We start from the raw sequence: 16,006 nt of genomic DNA, 5'->3' as shown, positions 1-16,006 counted from the left end.
CGCCCCCGCGGCGATAGCGTGGTGAGGCGTTGCGCAGCGTTTTTGTGACACCCCGCGGACGTAAATCATCGGAACGGGTTCAGCCTACGTCCGTATCGCTGCAGCCGCGGCGGTACCCAGTCGGAGATTACATGATCGAATTTCACCTTCCAATCAACTCGATCCTTTGTTCCAGGTCGGACTTGGAAGGTGGTCGTCCGCTTTCGCACCTCATCGGGTTGCACTGGGAGGGCTGTATAATAGTAAGTTGCAATTGAACGCCGATCGCGCTCCGGCGGACAGTCTAGGGGATCGGGATGGCCATGATAGCTGTCTAGGTTGGTGCTGAATATGACGGCTCTGCCTAAGACGGGATCGACCTTTTTTTCGCAACGCTGCATTGCGCGATCCCACAGTTCCAGCGCGCCACCGTACGCCTGATCCCAATCGTCGTTGAGGTAGATGAGGAGATTAAGCCGGCGCTCCACCTTCATCGGCTCATGGACGTTGAAGTCTGCATGCACTCCTAGGTGTCCGCCTCGGCGGGTCAGATGAAGTCCCCCGCCAACTAGGTACGGATCAGAGATGAGGCCCCTGATGCCGGTCATCTCTTCAAGAAAACCGAGGAAAGCTCGTCCATTCAACTCAGCTAGGAGGTTGCGGACGATGCCGCTTTCCGCCTCGTCAGCATGGAATTGGTACTTCAGTCGTTCCTGTTCCCGGTCGAAATGCTTCCGATCCACGGTCGAAGGGTATGCGCTTGCCACTGCGCGCAGGACGTCGGCGTCCAGAAAGTCGTCGATTACGACGTGGGGGAAGGGCGAGGCATTTCGATAGTCGTCGGCAAGCGCCCGGCCGGCCTTACGGCTCTCATCCTCCTTGAACGCAAGGTATCCATCAAAAGAATGCAGATTGAGCACACGGGCCCCCACCCACCCATTAAAGATCTATGCTTTTCATCCATTTAACAGATTGACAAGCGAAATCCGCCTAGTGAACAAGGATCGGACGGACCGACGGGCGGGCTCGCTCATTTGAGGTCATACCCTCCGAGGATGCGCGCAACTCTACTATACGAAGCACGGGCGCGAAGAGCGAAGACACGGGGATCAGCGAATGGAGGGGCTGCGGGGCGCACCGGCAGGAAGGCAGGAGAGTTATCGCCGGCGACTGTTCGGCGTCGACGTCTCGCCGGTGACTGCGGCGGAGTTGATCAAGGAACTTCTCGCATCTGTGCAACCGGGCTGCGGCGCCAGGCTGATTGCGACGATGAATCTCGACCATGTCGTCAATCTTCGTTCTAATCCGAACTTCCGGGCAGCCTATGCTTCCGCTTGGCGAGTGACGATCGATGGCGCGCCAGTTTACACGTATGCTCGACTGGTGGGCGTGCCCGTGCCAAGCCGAGTGCCAGGCGCGGACCTCTTCGAGGAACTCTTTCCGCTGCTCGAGCCTAAGCTCCACCGGCTGTCGTTTGTCGTCAGTTCGGCCGAAGTTGCAGCCGAGATGAGGCGTTTACTCTTGAATCGCGGCTTCAACGATGCGGAGGTGCAATTCCACATTCCCCCCTTCGGCTTCGAGCAGGACGCGGCCCTCAGTACCTCAATGGCCGACAGCATTCGCGGATTTCGAGCAACGCATCTGATTCTCGCCGTCGGAGCACCGAAGTCGGAAATCTGGGCGCATGCGCACCAGGAGCGCTTGGGCGATGTAAACGTGTTGTGTATCGGAGCCGCGGTCGAATTCGTCACCGGGCTGAAGCGCCGCGCACCGCAATGGATGCGGCGCGCAGGCTTTGAATGGCTATGGCGCGTCGGCAGCGAACCGCGGCGGCTGTTCAAACGATACTTCGTGCACTCGTTCAATTTCCTGTTTGCAGTGGGCACCGATATCCGTAGCGGCGGCGCACGGGTGGTCTGAGCTGGTGGCACGGTTGTCAGCACCTGCGGACCAAATCCGGATCGCCGTCGTAACGGTAAATTACCGGACGTCTGATCTCGCGATCCGGTGCCTTGAGGCGCTTGCGCCAGAGCGCGCCCTCCTACCCAAGCTCAAGGCACTAGTAGTTGACGGCGGTTCAGCGGATGGATCAGCCGACAGGCTGACCGCCTTCGTTGCCGAGCGTGTCTGGACTTCATGGGTGACCGTCGTCCCGCTCGAACTCAACGGCGGCTTTGGCTGGGCGAACAATCAAGCAATCCTCAGGTTACTGAAAGATGAGGAGCCGCCTGACTTCATCCACCTGCTCAATCCCGACGCGGAAATCGAAGTGGGCGCGGTGAAGGCCCTTTTAGACGATCTACTGGCGCACCCTTTAGCTGGCGCTAGCGGAAGCCAGTTATTGAGCGACACCGGTGAGCTTGAAGGAAGCGCATTCACATTTCCGACGCTGCTAGGTGAATTTTCCCGCGGCGCTCAGACCGGCATCATCGATCGGCTTTTGTCCATCCCGCCCGTCGCACTGCCGCCCGCAAGCGACAGCGTTGACGCTGACTGGGTTACAGGCGCGAGCGTGATGTTCCGAACTGAGGCGCTGCGCCAGGTTGGGCTCTTTGATGATGGATTCTTCCTCTATCATGAGGAAGTGGAGCTGATGTGGAGACTGCGACGGGCCGGTTGGATGATCCGTCATGTGCCGCGGAGTCGCGTGCGGCATATCGGTGGCGCCGCAACTGGGCTGCAGAACGCTGCTACTTCCGGTTCGAGCAGGCCCCGGCGTCCCGCGTATTGGTACGAATCGCGTCGTCGCTTCTTTTCACTGACGCGCGGCCGGGCAGCCGCAGCCGCTGCAGCCTGCCTGTGGCTCATGGGGTACGTTGCATGGACCGTGCGGAGAGTGTTTGGACTGACGCGGGGCGGCTCGGTTAAGAGAGAGTTGTGGGATGAACTGCGGCTGGTCATCCCCTGGCGCCGCGATGTGCCAAGTGAATCAACTCGATGGGACGAGCCACGTAGCGAAATTCCAGCATGGATGAGTCGCAAGTGACGGTCTCAAGTAAGACAGCGATTGTCGTTATCGGACGAAACGAAGGCCGACGGCTGAATGGAAGTCTCCATTCGGCTCGTGTCACCGGCTTGCCGACTGTCTACGTGGATTCGGGTTCCACGGATGGCAGCCTGCGACGCGCACATCAGCTTTCCCTACCGATTGTCAGTCTTGACGCCTGCAGGCCATTCTCAGCCGCAAGGGCCCGCAATGAAGGCCTCGACGAGGCGCTGCAGAGATGGCCAGAGCTTGATTACGTCATTTTCCTCGACGGAGATTGCGAGTTGAACCCCGGCTTCGCCCGCGCGGCATCGGCGGCACTGGAGCAATCGCCTGAAGTCGCGATAGTTGTGGGTCATCTCGCGGAGAAGCACCCGGAGAAGTCACCTTATAACCTCCTATGCAGCTACGAATGGCAATCTAGCGCGGGCAGAATCACAAACTTTGGTGAGCTGGGCGGAATCATGGCCGTCAACATTGCTGCCGTTCGCTCGGTGGGTTGTTTCAACACAGATCTGATTGCCGGCGAGGATTCCGAGCTGGGCGTGCGGCTGGCACTAGCAGGCTACTACGTTGAGAAGATCGACTTTCCGATGGCGGTTCACGATGCGGACGTTCTCCGCTTCGCTCAATGGTGGAAACGGTCGGTACGAGCCGGGCACTCCATCGCTCATCGGTATGCCCTACACGGGCAGTCAGACTTACGCGATTGTCGGCGGGAACTTGGCAGCACCCTGTTCTGGGGGCTTGTCGTCCCGCTGCTGACGCTGGGCTTGACTGTTGTTATCGGCCCGGTTTGGCTGCTCCTCCTCGGCTCTTACTTGTATCTTAGCTATCGCGTAGGAGCACACTATCGGCGAATGGGCCTTTCCAGAGGGGACTCCACGATAGCCGCAGCCTACATGGTGCTAAGCAAGTTCGCGAACTTGGTCGGTGTTCTTCGTTTTGCTCTGAACTCACGATCAGGCACGTTCACGCTGATCGAGTACAAACGACCATCATGAGTTCTAGATCGATCAAAGTCGGCATGATCGGTGCCGGCTATATACTTAAATCGCATGTCGCTGCGGTGTCGGAGCTGGAACAAACCGTCCTTCACGCAGTCGCTGACATCTCCGAGAGTCGGGCACGGCTGGCCGCTCATCGGTTCGGATTCGAACGAGCCTATTCGAGCGTGGAGCAACTCGCCCAATCCGAATGCGATGTTGTCCACGTTCTCGTGCCGCCATCGTCGCACATTGCGGTTGCTGAGGCCATGCTGCGCGCCGGAAAGTCAGTATTCCTGGAGAAGCCCATGGGCCTGTCCGGGGACGAATGCCGTCGACTGGCGTCCTTCGCAGCCGAACAAGGGTGCCGGATCGGTGTCAATCACAACTTCCTCTTCTTACCGGGCTATGAAGAGGTCAGGTCCTTCGTTTTGGATGGCGCTCTCGGGCGAATTGACCATCTATCCTGCAGTTGGCTCTACGAGCTCCCTCAAATACGTAACGGCCCTGCCAACGCGTGGATGCTGAGCGCACCGGCGAATCTAATCTACGAACTCGGACCGCACATTGCCGCGTTTGTCTTAGACATAATGGGCGATGTGGAAGTCACAGGAGCTTCGGCTGGGGACTCACTTCAGCTTGCAACGGGACAAACGGTCTATCGTAGCTGGAACATCCACGGGCGGAGCTCCTCAGGGACCTTCACACTGTCGATATCCACCAGGCCCGGGCAGCCCGATCGTTACCTTCGTTTGCGGGGGGCGGGAGGCAGCGCGCAGGTGGATTTCGGGCGCGACATTCACTGGATAGAGGGTACTCAAAGTACGAATCCGATCTTTGATGCTCTCGCCATGTCCAGGTCCATTGCGAGGCAACTTCGTTCCGGCGCGCGAAAGGATCTGGTTCGACGATTTCGCGCTGCGATCGGAAAGCGCGCTGGCTCAACCTCCTTCGACGAGAGCATGCTCCGCAGTATCTCTGTATTCTATTCTCTCGCTGGAGTGGATTCACGGCACGACGGCGAGTTTGGCGCGAAGGTCATCGAACTCTGCGACGCGATTGCGCGTGCATCGAACACGGGATCACCAAGTACAGGGCCTATTTGCGTGCCCGAACCAGTACCCGAGATCCGCGACCCGGCCCGAGTGCTGGTTGTCGGCGGATCCGGGTTTATCGGCCGCAAGCTAGTAGCCAAGCTTGTCGATAAAGGACAGTCAGTGCGAGTGCTTACGCGCAGTCGTGCTTCGGCCGCCATCGCATTTGCCGGACTTCCTATTGAGATTCACGAAGGATCCCACGGCGATCCCGCGACCGCAAAAGCAGCACTTGTTGGTATTGAAACGGTTTATCACCTAGCGAAGTGCGAGGGGAAGAATTGGGCTGATTACGAGCGCGATGATATCGAGCCAACTGGGGTACTGGCGGACGCTGCGATCGCTGCCGGAGTGAAGCGCTTCGTCTACACTGGAACGATCGACTCTTACGCGTCCCACAGTTCAGAGCTTCGCATTACCGCGGATACGCCACTCGATCCGAAAATGCACAGGCGCAACTTCTACGCCCGATCGAAAGCAAGGTGCGAATCACTGCTCCAAGATCTCTCCGTAAAACGGGGACTGCCGCTCATAATCGCAAGGCCCGGCATCGTCATCGGTTCGGGCGCACCAGTTGCTCACGTAGGTGTTGCGCATTTCGACACTGCGACGAATGTTCGATTCTGGGGGGATGGCGAAAACAAGCTGCCCCTAGTGCTGGTAGATGACGTCGCCGATGCCTTGGCGGCGGCATTGGAGGCTCCGAATGTCGTGGGAAGGTGTGTGTTGATTACGAGCTGCCCATTGCTGAGCGCTCGTGAATACATTGCAGCCGCAAGCGCAGGCTCTGGATCGAAGATTTCTGTCGCGAACCAGCCGCCATGGCGATGGTGGATCGGCGACCTCGTGAAGGAGTTGGTCAAGAATGCCATTCGGCATCCCAATCGTCGATGGCCAAGCTTGCACGATTGGCGCTGCCGTACGCACCGCGCAGTCTACGACAGCACCTCGACTCGTCTGGCCCTGAACTGGAGTCCTGCATCCAACCGAGAGACTCTTGTGAACTGTATCTACGAAGCCGCACGAGCAGAAATGAAGTAGCTCGTACGCGGTAAGCGGGGATCACTTAGTCCCGCTCGGTCCGGACCCACGTATGCTGCCTTCGAACAAGCAGGCGAGCGTAAATCGGCAACTTCCAAAGGAGGTAGACGGGCACTTTCACAAGCGTCTTGAGTGATAACACTCGCCGGCCTTCTGAGACCCACGCAAGGAGGACACCGGTCACCATAACTACCAGGCTGGAGGTGAGAACGGCGAGCGGTGCAGCAGTTCCGCCCGTCACGGCGAACAGCCCCGCGGCAACCCAAGCGGCAACCGCGAGCATTGCAAAAAGGGCCAGCGGCGGTACGAGGAGATCTATCGCGAACAACGCCATGTCCAAACGCCGTCGCAAGATGGCCGTTACCAGCAGACGTGGTACACTGGTGAGAGCCGATACGACAAAGCCGTGCTCCCAGCGCGTCCGCTGCGCGATAGTTGCTTTTCGACTTGCGGGAAGACTGTTGACCCGTGCGTTTTCTATCCAAGTAATTCGGTGTCCTTGGTGAAGAAGAGCTATCCCAAGATTCAGGTCCTCGACGATGTCATCTGTTGCCAGTGGGGCAGCGGAAAAGATCCGCCAAGGGAATGCCATGCCTGTGCCTTGCAGAAGCGCCGCCGCGCCTAGCCGTGCGAGCCCACGTTGCCGAACTAAGTTTCGGACCATAAAGGCGAAGCTAGAAAGAGCCACGAGTTCGTCTGCCTGGGATGGCTGCTCTAACAGGTAGGCCGCCTGCACCGCTGTCTGACCGTAGAACGCTTCAGCCGCCAGGCGCGCAAGGCCTCCAGGTTCGACGCGGCAATCAGCATCAATGATCACGATCGTCGGGGGCGCGTCCACCGCCAAGGCCTGGCGTCCGTAGGCGAGCGCGTAGCCCTTGCCGCGCCGGGCAGGATCGTGCCGTTCGACGACGTCAGCGCCCGCCAAACGCGCAATATCAGCGGTGGCGTCACTGCAATTGTCGGCGACGACCAGAAGTCGATCGTCCGAGCGAAGCTGCGATCGCAGCGCAGCAACCGTAGCGGCGATGGCGGCCGCCTCATTATGCGCCGGAACCAGCACTGCGAAGGCGGGGACGTCGCCGAGCGGCAACTCTGGACGACGTAGTGGACGAAGCCCGAATACGCATTCGACGGCGAAGATGAACCCGGGTAACGCAATAACGACGGCCGCGATTGCAATCACTGGTCACCAAGTGACAGGCACGGCCGCAATCGCTGTAGCAGCTCGGCAGTGTTACGGCGTACGTCATGTTGCTCCACTACGCGGCGCCTTCCTTCCTCGCCCAGCCTCGCTAACTCATGCAAAGGCGTGTCGAGCGCTTGCGCCATCGCTGATGCCAGTGCCTCCGCCGATCCCGCCGGGACGAGCCAGCCGCACTCTCGGTCCACCAACTCCGGTATCCCTGCGATTGCCGTCGCTATGACAGGACGGCGCAACGCCATTGCCTCCATAAGAACGACCGGCAACCCCTCCGCCAGACTTGGCAGGACGAACGCGCGACTCTGAATCAATTCGGTCCGTATTTCCTCAGCCGACAGCCAGCCAAGGAGCGTGAAGCAGTCGGCAACGCCTCGATCCGCAACCATCGCCTCTATAAGGGAACGAAGTTCTCCGTCGCCAATCACGCGGATTTCGAATGTAGCCCCCGCATCTTTGGCCACCCCGGCTGCCTCGACGAGGAGTGGCAACCCCTTCTGCGCGCTCAGCCGCGCGACACAAACGAACCTGTTCCCTTCCGGCATGCGGTTCGCGGCATGCTCCAGAAAGACATCGTCGACACCGCACCGCACAACGTGGATGCGATCCCAATGTTGCGGCTCTGCCCAGCGCAATAACTGCCCGCGACCAAAACTAGAGACGGCTGCGGTAAGTACTCCTCCTGCGATCTTGTCCGGTAGCCGTAATCCGCGCGGATCGTCGAATTCGTCCGGTCCGTGAACAGTCATGCTGTAGGTAACGCCAGTCAGTGCCGAGCTAATGAGAGCGACTGTTGCGGGGTTCGTTCCAAAGTGCACATGTACGTGCGGAATCTGCCTTTCGCGCAGGATTCCAGACAGTTTGCACGCCTCTGCGAAATAGACGAGGTGGCGAAGGAGTCCCGGAGAGCTCCCTTGCCCAAGTCGCCAAGCTTTGACCATAGCGCGGACAAACCGACGTGGCGAAGCTGCACTCTCTCGCAACATCGCGAATATCAGTGAGAGCAGCGAGCTTGGATGCAGCAATGCAATCGTGCGGGCCTGTTCGGCCTCGTCGGCAGTGCCCGGCAGAATCTCGGCAGTAGGACGAACGGAGATGCGCACGACCTCCACCCCTAGCTGTTCCAGGGCCGTGATTTCCCTCCGAATGAAACTGTGGCTTATTTTCGGGTAGGCGTTCGTCAGATACGCGATCCGCAAAGAAGACCCCACTACGTTCCGATGCGTGTCTAACGGTATGCGCAGGTTCATGCGCTTGCCGGGCGAGGCAAGCTAGACGCCATCGCTGCAGGAGCGTTCTTCGCCTCGTGCCTCCGCCGTACCGAGAGACCTGCAGCGAAGGCGAGGAGAACGACGAACCATAACAAATTGCGTCCAATTAGTGCGGTTGTGAACAGCGCCGCCTGCAGCGCTGCCATACTACTGAACACAGCTGCACTAGATCCATCGTGCTGACTCCGACGGTCTCGCCAAGTACTATGCAAAGCAAAGGCAACTGCGAGCATTAGGGCCAGCCATCCTGCTACGCCAGCTTGGAGCATGACGGCGAAATGTCCGTTGACAAGGTCAATTATTCCCTCGCCTTGACGCAAGTCGTCCAGCATGATCTGGATATCAGTTCTGCTCACTCCGAAAAACGGATGCTCGCGTATAAGCGCGAACATTCGTTCACTCAGGCGCCGGCGATACTCGACTGTGATCACTGCGTCGCCACTTAAGCCTATCATTTCCCCAATGGTTGGAATTGCGGTTCCTAGGGCTCGCGTGGAATACCAAATCGGGGGAGCGCTCGCGGCAATCAGGGCAACCAAGCCCCAGCGCCGTTCGTAGATAAGGCAAGCCACCAGCCCAACAATCGAAACCAGAAACCCAACGCGAGCGAACGTGAAAACAAGGCCGAATGCGAGCACAACAAACATCAAGGCTCGAGCAACAGAGCCGACGGACCTTCGCAGCGCAAAGAGCATCACTAGCGCCAACCCCAAAAATAAGGAAAGTGTCGTTGGTTCCGGGAAGGTGGCCTGACCGCGCAATGCCCCCGCGCGTTGTTTTGTGTAGCCCGAAAGCATTTCGGGATCCGCGCCGACGTCCATGCCGGCGTAAAGCAGCCAGTGCCGGAGACTTTCAAAGCCTGCGATTCCTGCCAGAATGCACGCCGCGAGAATGAGGCTAAGGAGAACGCGAGCCGGGAACACTGATTTACTTAGTCCACGGCTCAAGATGAAATAGGGTAAGCCGATGTTCAGCGCCTGTTGTAAGGCGGACCGCATGAAATTGGTTACGCTTGTCTCTCGAGCGTCAATGATCAAGAAGACCGTCGCTACGAGGAGTATGAGCATATCCCAGCGCCCAACTCCCGCTCCGGCGCGCTCGGACCAGGCAGCGAAACTCCCCACTAAACAGCCAACCATCAGTAGAACGGTATAACTCACCTGCACCAATTGATTGATTGGGGGCGGCGCGACCACGTACAAAGAAAATGCAGGCAACAGAGTAATGCTAAAAAGTAGCAACCTAGTCCTGTGCTCCAAACTGGCCGGAACAAACACCAGAAACGAAAACACAGAGATGGCAAAGACTGCATAGTTAGAAGTGACTGATGCAGCTGCCGGTAGAATCGAAACGGCAGCAAATTCCCGCACACCGATTAAGTGGCGCAACTGCCCGGAGTCGAGAGCACGGATCAGCGCCAGCATCGAAAACGAAATAAGCAGGATATAGGCCAGCCCGATCATTTTAAGACTCTGCTCAGTCAGGCTGGTTCGTAGGTCGCGCAAGTCGCGACACCCGACCTGGAAGTCCAACAATAAGCACTAAGACTCCAGCCACTGCTGCACTCAGAGCCGCGGTGATAACCAAGGATGCAAACGCGCCCAAACTCGAGCGTATCACTTGGTCGACGCTGACCAGCAGGAGAGACACACCTACGAAGGTTAAATGTCCTGGAAGATCATCGCGGATGCCAATTAGCCCACGCAAACGTCCGAGTATTACTACACAAAAGTAAACAGCAAACTGCGACACAGCATAAAGGAGAGCGTATTCAGTCCAGTCGACTTGACCGAGTGTAATCGCCAGCCCAATTGCAGCTGCGAAGAGAAGGAAACGAGAGGCTTCGATCAAGACCTCAAATTGCATCATTCCATGATAGAGGAACTGCCGGCGGTGGATGTACGTCAGCAAAGTTGTGTAGGCGGCGACGGAGAGGATGCTTACGAACAATCCCGCCTTCATAAATGCAGGTGGATACAGCGCCGAGAAAAGCGGATTGCCGAGTCCGGTGGGGACCGCCGTAGCTAATGCAGCAAAAACGGCAACTTTGCGCCGAAGCAAACGAAGATCCTTGTGGTCCCTCTTGGCCCCCGGGGCGGATGCGGTAGCAATCCAGGGCAAGTAAACCCCGTCCGCCCATTTCTGGCCGATTTGAAGGGGTATCATCGCGATCAATCCTGCCGTGCTGTAAACGCCGAACGCCGCTGTACTAAACAGTGCGGGGAACAGTGCCCGATCCGCTTGACTTGCAAAAAAACCGATGCCGCTTGAAACGCCGATCCAGCGAGCCATACGCCATTGATCTTTCAGGAATCCTGGCGTCAGGATTGGCCGCGGCGGGCGCTCGCCCGACCATGCGAAGCTCAGGATTGTACCGATGCAGGAAGTCGTAATGACGCCTGCGACTAGGCTCCATACCGTTGGAGATGCCAATGCGGAAAGAATTGCTACCAGACTGCCGGCGATTTGTGCCGTTAAACTGACTTTGAGCTCCAATGCCGGCAGCATTTCATATGTTAACACCCTTGGGCGCAACCACCGTAGCCCGTCGATAGCAAGCGAAGCCCCGATGGCGGGCAAAATAACCTTCAGTTCCTGAGCGTCATACAAACTGGCGGCCCAGGGCGCCGCTAGCCAAGCGGCGCACCAGAGGACTGAACCCCTGAGAATTTGTAGTGTCCAAAGTTGCTCGAGCCACTGCGCTTCGTACTTTCGTTGCTTGCGAGCGATGCTGATCCCAGCTCCGGTGTCGGAAAGCATCGACATCGCCGTCATCAGGACCGTGGCCATCGCTATGAGGCCAAAATCGAAAGGCAAAAGCAGATGCGCCAGAACAATATTGCTTATGAATCGGAATCCGATCGACGCGCCAGAACTCAACAGGAGGAGGGCGGAAGGATTCTGCATGAGGCTACAAAACAATGGCATCGGAAACCCACGCGTTCTTTCTGGGTGAGCGGTAGTCAAGGATGCTTGGGTTGGTGAAAATCGACGCTCATTGACTGCCACTACATTCATTCTCCACCAGATCCAAAGTGCGCCGTAGCCTACTAGTGGAGAGCTTAAACCCTGAACCACACGGTTCAGCCACGACATAACCGAATTTGCCCGACAGAATATCTGTCAGCGCCTTATGGAACATGTAGAATCGGGTGGCAGGTTGAATCACCACAAGCGCCGCTCGCTCCGGCATCGAGAACTGCGCGTGATTGAGATGCGATCCTTCAAACGATACGACGATGCGTGCTCTGCCCAATGCTTGGACTAGCGCGCGTGGCGAAAGCTTTTCGGGCTCGACGATGGTGAAGCCGGCCCGTGCCAGCTCCGCAGTAATCTCATGTTCGTTCACCAACGTCCTGGCTGCCCCCAAGGAGCCTCGCGCCAAGTACACACGATCCGCGTCCCCCATAGTGACTTTCGAGCGAATGCGTTCGCGCACGAGACGAAAGCGGCGGGCCCATTCACCGTTGAGCCCGCGATCATCGACTACCCACAACGAACTAGCGCGAGCTACGAGGACGGGTGCTCCGGAAAGGTCAGCAAGCTCTCTATACCCCGGTTCATGGAGCCACGGCGTTCGGGCGAAGCTTACTGGCACTAGGTCGCGCTCATGTGCCAACTGCTCGAGACAAAGCCCATCGCGCATCCAATGCCCGAAAAACGTGCTACTTGCTGCACTGACGCAAAGCTGCGCATTAGCGAGGTGACTACCCTCGTCAAACAGGATAGCCCGCCGATCGGCGACGCCCCAAGGAAGGCGTACGTTTTTCGCATATACAGTTCCGTCTGCAATCAATGCATCGCAAAGCCGATAAGCCACCGTCGGCCCATGCACATGTGTCCTGGCTTTGCTCTCCGAAAGCTCCTGCTCGACCGTTGTCCAAGGACCAGTGCCCAAGACCCGTGCCATTTCACCATCGAGCGTTATTGCGGGCGACACATCGATCGTCTCTCCAGGGTGCAGGACCTCCTTCTCAGTCACGGCGTCATCGAGCTCTGGAAAGCCCCTGAGCCTTTCCCTTATGTACGCTACGAGTGGACGCGCCGTAACCATATGCTCAGCGCGCACAGCATGGATTGGGCGTGGAAGTGGAGGAGCTACTGTCTGTGAAGAGCTGATAGGCTACACTTGCCCACCCGGCGCGATTGTCGGTCAGCTTGTTCCTAAGTGATTCGGTCGCGGCTACTTTGGCCTCGTACAGGGCCCGATCGTGTTGCAAGTTGAGTATTGCGGAACAATATGCCGCAATGTCATCAGGAGGCACTTCGATTGCCGCTTCGCGCACTAGGTCCAATGCAGGACAAACGCGTGAAGTCACCACCGGCGTTCTCGCCAGTACTGCTTCGACAACAACTTGATTGAAGCCCTCAGTAATGCTGCTTTTCGTCGGCACAACTACGACATGTGCCCGCTCCATAAAGGTGATTACTCGCGGGCGGTCAGCACGACCGTGGATGGCGAAGCTGTCTGATAGTCCGCATTTCCGCGCCGCCTCGCGAAGAGAGTCCAACTCGCCTCCATAACCCACAACATCGAACACAATGTCGACGTGGCCGCTTTCTCTGAGCTCCTCTGCAATCGAGAGCAGATCGAAAACGCCTTTTTCCTGTTCGATCCGTCCGACGAAAAGCACCCTGAACGGCCGCTGCGACCACTTCCGAGCTTGCACATCTTTGAAGTCCGAAAGCCTGTAAGAGGGCATGAACACTTTTACTGGAAGTGAGGAGCGCTTCGCCAAAGCGCTAACCTGAGAGGCAACTTGGGGAGAAGCGACCAAGGCGCCGCAGCAATGATGCCGCAAAAACCAACCCTCGAGTGCCAACACGAATCGACGACCGATCTTTGGATGACGGCCGACTGCCCAGAGGCCGCAGTGAACCGACACCCAGACTCGAGTTCCTAATAACGCTGCAGGGAGAAGCAGGAACCAGTAGGTGGCACCATCCATCACAATTATGTCGGTTGCCCGAAACTTCCACCCGTCAAGCAAGATGCGCCAAGCGCTCACCAACATATTGCAATGGAAGCGCAGCCCCCTCGCCGACTTCAAACTAGTACGGCTTCGAACCGTGAGATTCTTACCGGTGAGGACTACCTGATGTTCCCAAGGATAAGAGGCCACGCCAGAGCGCCCCAAACGCTGGCACAGCTCGAAGAAACTACCGGAGTAAGCTTCTGAGGTCCCGCTGTCGTCGCTCTGCCCGCACAGCCAGAGTCGAAAGGTCTCCGCAACGTCGCCTGCAACGGCAGCGTAGTAGAGCAGCCCGACTTCTCGATTGTCGTGTCGAGTCGCGTCCAACATCATGAAGGGTCCGAGAAGAGGCGGGTGAAACGCGGTATGAATAGACCAGGTCGCACACGAAACACGGCGGACCTGCCCACGCACTTGGGGACTCCGAGATATTTCTCGAGCACGGAATACTGTGGTCGATCACGATAATCATCGACGATGATCGTAGCCACTGTGCCTGTTTCTGAGGCCTTTTTCGCGGCGGCAAGTGTGCAAGCGATACGGTATCGACCGTCAACCAGAACAAGATCTGCGCAAGCACTGTTAAGACACGAGAACGGCGCCTCAACGTAACGACGGCCTTTCTGTGCAGCGCGGAAGAGCGGCATGCTCCATTCGCCGGTAATTCCCATGTGCGGCGCGATGATCCGAACGGATGAATTGAGCCGTAAAGCGGAGCGCACGGCCTTTGCGTAGAATCGGTCACCTTCCACGCTGATCGTTCGTACGCCCAGCCGGTCAGCAAGGATCGTGCTGCCCCCCGAGCCGTACTCCAGGTAGAGCGAAGCCTTCGCCAACGCTTCCTTGAAAAATTGTTGAGTGTCCTCGTCGAAATGCGGGTCAGTCGGCGGATCGAAGCCACGCACCCTTTGGACATAAAGAAAGCGTGCGAGATCGCGCACTCGCCTGAGGCGACCCCGCATCATCAATAGGCACCCTTCTGCCCCAAGACCGTCGCAGCCGTGCGGATCAGGATGTACAAGTCAAACCATACAGACCAATTGTCGATATAGTGCAGGTCATATTCGAAGCGCTTCTGCAATTGCTCTTCCGTCTGCGTCTCACCTCGCCAACCGCATATCTGGGCCCATCCCGTTAGTCCCGGCTTCACATTGTGCCGTGCCGCGTATCGCGCGATCACCTCAGAGAAAACGCGCCCGCCGGCTCGCGTCGAAGCGGCGTGCGGCCGTGGTCCGACCAAGGACATTTGGCCAAGCAAGACGTTGATCAGCTGAGGCAGTTCGTCGAGGCTGCTCCGGCGAAGCAACGCGCCTACGCGTGTAATGCGCGGATCTCGACGCGTTGCCTGCGCAATATTATCCCCTTCGCACCGATCGGCGAACATCGTGCGGAACTTCCACACTAAGAACGGGCGATTGTTAAAGCCCTCGCGCTGCTGGCGGAAGAACACTGGACCCGGCGTATCTAGTTTTATTGCGATGCCGATCACCGCCATCAGGGGCGCCGCAACCGCGAGGATGAGCAAACCGAGAACCTTATCTTCGAGCCATTTCAGGGCTTGATCGACACCTGAGATTGGCCGTTCAAACACCGTGACGACGGGGACTTCGCCGAGCAACACCACTGTGCGCTGGGCAAATACGAACCCCGCGATATCTGGAGCCAAGCGAATGCGGACCGGCGTTAGCGCGATGAGTTCGACGACCTCCCGAAGTCGCTTTTCGGCCGACCAAGGCAAAGCAACAATCACCTGATCCACAAGGCCCTGGCGAATGTCGGCGATCAAACGTTGCGACCCCCCAAGCACGGGCAATCCGTGCGTCTGGACGTTTGCAGGCACCCGATCGTCGTAGAAACCATTTATGCTAAGTGTCAGCTTCTCGTGCCCGAGAATATACTCGGCCAAGCGAGAGCCCTGTGGACCGGCGCCGTAGATGGCAACACGCTGATTGAAGACACCTTGGCGTTTCAAGCGCCGAGTTAGTGGGATAAGCGCGGCACGCGTTACTATGAGACCTGCGGCACTCAAGGCGAAGAAGGTCACCACCCAGATACGCGAGAATTCTTCGGTCGCCTTTAAAAAGAAGCCGACGGTCAGAAGTGTCACCGCCGTGAAAACCAGGGAACTCAGGACCCGGCCAAGGGCCTTTCGAAAAGACAATTGGGCTTCGACATCGTTTGCACCCATCGATTCCGATAGGACGAGGTACACGATGCCAGTGAGGAGCGTCAGGCGGCCATAGTTGATCGCCAGATCCTGCGGCACTCGCAAGTCGTAAATCAGGGTCGCCAGATAGCTCGCGCCGAGAACTGCAGCCAGTTCGACTAGACGTGATACCCAGCTGATTGCCGGCAAGCTCAACGGCAGCCTGACGGCAGCCTTTGACTCTTCCAGCGGCCGCTCAGCCGCTTCCGCCCGCACCGACGCAACCCTTACCAACTCAGCATCCCCCGGCGGCCTATGACAGGCGTCTCATG

At 58.0% G+C, this 16,006-nt stretch carries 13 protein-coding genes; 4 read left to right on the top strand and 9 right to left on the bottom strand.

The window, feature by feature from the left end:
• Positions 1–65: 65 nt before the first annotated feature.
• A complete protein-coding gene (locus H9L13_RS10970) occupies positions 66–899 on the bottom strand; it encodes a 2OG-Fe(II) oxygenase (RefSeq protein WP_187537728.1) in 834 nt (277 codons plus the stop codon).
• Positions 900–1,095: 196 nt separating this feature from the next.
• Between H9L13_RS10970 and H9L13_RS10965 the strand changes: the two genes are divergently transcribed.
• From H9L13_RS10965 to H9L13_RS10950, 4 genes are read left to right on the top strand one after another with little or no spacing between them, the layout of a single operon-like run.
• Positions 1,096–1,899 (top strand): WecB/TagA/CpsF family glycosyltransferase, encoded by an 804-nt coding sequence (locus tag H9L13_RS10965; protein WP_187537727.1) that lies wholly within the window; start codon positions 1,096–1,098, stop codon positions 1,897–1,899.
• A gap of 4 nt (positions 1,900–1,903) precedes the next feature.
• Complete coding sequence (locus H9L13_RS10960; RefSeq protein WP_235090942.1) at positions 1,904–2,965, top strand: glycosyltransferase family 2 protein; 1,062 nt, start codon at positions 1,904–1,906, stop codon at positions 2,963–2,965.
• Positions 2,947–3,969, top strand: a complete 1,023-nt coding sequence (locus H9L13_RS10955; RefSeq protein WP_187537726.1) for a glycosyltransferase family 2 protein — start codon at positions 2,947–2,949, stop codon at positions 3,967–3,969. The genes H9L13_RS10960 and H9L13_RS10955 overlap by 19 nt, the downstream gene beginning before the upstream one ends.
• 23 nt (positions 3,970–3,992) lie before the next feature.
• Entirely contained in the window at positions 3,993–6,086 is a 2,094-nt protein-coding gene (locus H9L13_RS10950; RefSeq protein ID WP_187537725.1) for an NAD-dependent epimerase/dehydratase family protein, read from the top strand.
• A 25-nt stretch (positions 6,087–6,111) separates the two neighbouring features.
• On the opposite strand, the gene H9L13_RS10945 is transcribed toward H9L13_RS10950, so the two are convergent.
• From H9L13_RS10945 to H9L13_RS10910, 8 genes are all read right to left on the bottom strand, one after another.
• Entirely contained in the window at positions 6,112–7,269 is a 1,158-nt protein-coding gene (locus tag H9L13_RS10945; protein ID WP_187537724.1) for a glycosyltransferase family 2 protein, read from the bottom strand.
• Positions 7,266–8,483 carry a glycosyltransferase gene (locus H9L13_RS10940; RefSeq protein ID WP_187537723.1) on the bottom strand — a complete coding sequence of 406 codons (1,218 nt, stop codon included), beginning with the start codon at positions 8,481–8,483 and terminating at the stop codon, positions 7,266–7,268. Before H9L13_RS10940 ends, H9L13_RS10945 begins: the two co-directional genes overlap by 4 nt.
• A gap of 47 nt (positions 8,484–8,530) precedes the next feature.
• A complete protein-coding gene (locus H9L13_RS10935; RefSeq protein WP_187537722.1) occupies positions 8,531–10,018 on the bottom strand; it encodes an O-antigen ligase family protein in 1,488 nt (495 codons plus the stop codon).
• Between the two features lie 13 nt (positions 10,019–10,031).
• Entirely contained in the window at positions 10,032–11,462 is a 1,431-nt protein-coding gene (locus H9L13_RS10930; protein ID WP_187537721.1) for an oligosaccharide flippase family protein, read from the bottom strand.
• Between the two features lie 88 nt (positions 11,463–11,550).
• Positions 11,551–12,537, bottom strand: coding sequence for a glycosyltransferase 61 family protein (locus H9L13_RS10925; RefSeq protein WP_187537720.1), 987 nt, complete (start codon positions 12,535–12,537; stop codon positions 11,551–11,553).
• A 76-nt stretch (positions 12,538–12,613) separates the two neighbouring features.
• The gene (locus tag H9L13_RS10920) at positions 12,614–13,861 is read right to left on the bottom strand and encodes a glycosyltransferase family 4 protein (protein WP_187537719.1); all 1,248 of its coding nucleotides are present in this window, start codon (positions 13,859–13,861) and stop codon (positions 12,614–12,616) included.
• On the bottom strand, positions 13,858–14,469 hold the full coding sequence (locus H9L13_RS10915; RefSeq protein WP_187537718.1) for a hypothetical protein: 612 nt from the start codon (positions 14,467–14,469) through the stop codon (positions 13,858–13,860). Before H9L13_RS10915 ends, H9L13_RS10920 begins: the two co-directional genes overlap by 4 nt.
• Positions 14,470–14,492: 23 nt before the next feature.
• Positions 14,493–15,950 carry an undecaprenyl-phosphate glucose phosphotransferase gene (locus tag H9L13_RS10910; protein ID WP_187537717.1) on the bottom strand — a complete coding sequence of 486 codons (1,458 nt, stop codon included), beginning with the start codon at positions 15,948–15,950 and terminating at the stop codon, positions 14,493–14,495.
• Between the last annotated feature and the right edge of the window lie 56 nt (positions 15,951–16,006).

The sequence above is a fragment of the Sphingomonas lutea genome (assembly GCF_014396785.1).
GTDB lineage: Bacteria > Pseudomonadota > Alphaproteobacteria > Sphingomonadales > Sphingomonadaceae > Sphingomicrobium > Sphingomicrobium luteum.
Note: the sequence above shows the minus strand (reverse complement) of the source record. Positions and strands in the feature narration are given on the sequence as shown.